This window comes from Saccharopolyspora sp. NPDC050642 (genome assembly GCF_040654735.1).
GTDB classification, from domain to species: Bacteria; Actinomycetota; Actinomycetes; order Mycobacteriales; family Pseudonocardiaceae; genus Saccharopolyspora; species Saccharopolyspora elongata.
Genome location: NZ_JBFAIN010000079.1, coordinates 1 through 2113 on the forward strand (window position 1 = coordinate 1; position 2113 = coordinate 2113).

Here is a 2113-nt window from a genome sequence, read left to right on the forward strand (position 1 = left end):
CGCGGCACACTCGCCATCCGCCGCGCCATCCACGTCACAGCCTTCTCCACAATCACCTTGTGCATCAACGCCTGCGACATAAACCACGTCTGAACCCCAGGAACCCAAAACCACTGCACAAAAAACTCAAACTCCACCGCCAGCAACGCCAACTGAATCAACACCACCAGCTTAAGGAACTCCACCTCCATCGCGATCTGATCCAACGCATCAGCCATCATCTCAAAATGATCAGCCGCCGCATCCAAATAATTCGACGGACCATCCACAAACGGCGCCATCCGCGCCGCAAACGCCCGCTCCGACGCCCCCGCAAAATCCGACGACCGAATCCCCTCAACCGCCGCCTGCGCATCCACCCGCAACTGCCGCAAACGAGCCGCATGCGACCGCCACACCGCCGCCAACTCCCGCACCTTATCCTCATTAACCGGCGGCGGCTCATCCCCCGTAAGCCAAAGGGACAGCTGGCGCTCAAACTCACTAAACATGATCGCCATAACTGCCCCTTTAGCTTACCTAACCACTAACTAGTACTCGTACGAACTACGCCGACGCAGCCGAGTCGGCATCACCATCCGCTTCGTCCAGCTTGTATGCGGTGCCTCGCGCTCTCTCCCCTGCGTCCCCTATCGCATGGTCCAACAGATCCAAGAATTTCAGCGCGTACTCCTGACCGGGAACCACAGTCTCCAGCCAAATCTTGACGAAATCATTACCGCTGGCTCCCCTATAGCCCCCGGAGCCATCCCCAGCGCCGTCGAAGACGTTGCTGTACGCATCGAGAGCGATGGCGAAATCGCTCATGAGGTCCCGCGCTTCGTCAGCAACCCTCGAAATGTTGACCGCGCCGCCTGCCAGCGCGGAAGGATCTGCGGCGGTACGGTCACTCATTGAACGACTTCCACATCTTTTCGACGTCCGGGAACAACGCTTCGATGTCCGGCTTGCCGGAGAACAGCTCCGGAATGTTCATGCCTTCGGGCGCCATCGCGGCCGCCAGCTCGGTGACGTTCTTATGCGCCTTCTCCTGCGCGCCGGTGACCGCCTCGACGATCGCCGCGCCCAGCTCCTTCGGCGACAGGTCGCGCCAGCGATCACCGCGCAGCACCACCTCGATGAGCCGGCCCTGCCCGTCCACAGTGGCCTTGATCATCTTGTTCTTGGTGGTCGCGGACTCCCGGACAGCCTGCACCTCCTCGACCGCGCCCGAGATCTTCTCGCGCTGCTCGTTCAGCTCCGCGAGCAGCTTGGACACTTCCTCGTCATAAACCGGATCCATCGGACGCTCCCTTCTGCCGTTACCCCGTCGACTTGGCGGAGTCGGGGTTCGAACCCTCTGCTGACTCCACGAATTCGGGGGCCTCGGTGGTTCGCCTGGCCGGCTTGGCGGGCTCGGCGGGGTTCGAACCCTCTGCTGACTCCACGGCTTCGGCGGCCCCGGTGGTTCGCTTGGCCGGCTTGCCGGCCTTGCCCTTGCCGCTGGACGCCTTGGCCGGGGCGTGAACGTGGGTCGGGACCGGTGCGTCGTCCGTGACGCGGTAACCGCCATCGGGGCGACCGATGACCCCGTCGCCCGCTGCCAGGTGAGCGCCCCAGACCTCTTCGTCCTCAGACAGCCAGGTCTGGCGTTCCCGTTCGCGGTCACCGTTGCCGCCACCACCGCCCATGCCACCCATGCCACCCATGCCACCCATCGGCGGCATCATCGGCGGCATCATGGGCATACCGCTCCCGGCTTGGCGCTGGTCAGAGCCGCCACCGCCGGCCCCATCACGGGAACCGCCGCCGAGGTCGCCGGACCAGTCCGACCACCCCTCGCCGCCAAAGCCCGAGCCGCCGGCGGCAGCGAAATTCGCGCCCTCGCCGAAGGAAGACTGACCAGCTCCAAGGCCACCGGCGCCTGGCAGGCCGGAGCCACCCCCGCCTCCGGACGGGAGGTTGAGCTCCGCATGTCCCCCACCGTCCGAGGGCGCCGTGAACTTCGAGCCACCCCCATCGCCCGGCGACGGCGTAAAGCCCGAGCCACCGTTGCCACCCTTCGGCAGATCCAGGTTCAAGCCGCCGTCATCCCGACTACCCGGGAACTCCGGCACGTTGGACTTCGGCGAAT

General features: G+C 64.7%; 3 protein-coding genes and 1 pseudogene. All 4 read right to left on the reverse strand.

Annotated features, from left to right (window positions below; all coding sequences use genetic code 11):
- The coding region (locus AB0H93_RS43895; RefSeq protein WP_358582827.1) for a hypothetical protein at positions 1 to 500 on the reverse strand (500 nt) is incomplete at its 3' end.
- A gap of 46 nt (positions 501 to 546) precedes the next feature.
- The gene (locus AB0H93_RS43900) at positions 547 to 894 is read right to left on the reverse strand and encodes a hypothetical protein (protein ID WP_132493386.1); all 348 of its coding nucleotides are present in this window, start codon (positions 892 to 894) and stop codon (positions 547 to 549) included.
- Positions 887 to 1282, reverse strand: a complete 396-nt coding sequence (locus AB0H93_RS43905; RefSeq protein ID WP_093278719.1) for a YbaB/EbfC family nucleoid-associated protein — start codon at positions 1280 to 1282, stop codon at positions 887 to 889. Before AB0H93_RS43905 ends, AB0H93_RS43900 begins: the two co-directional genes overlap by 8 nt.
- A gap of 19 nt (positions 1283 to 1301) precedes the next feature.
- Positions 1302 to 2113, reverse strand: a pseudogene (locus AB0H93_RS43910) (hypothetical protein); the annotation flags it as partial.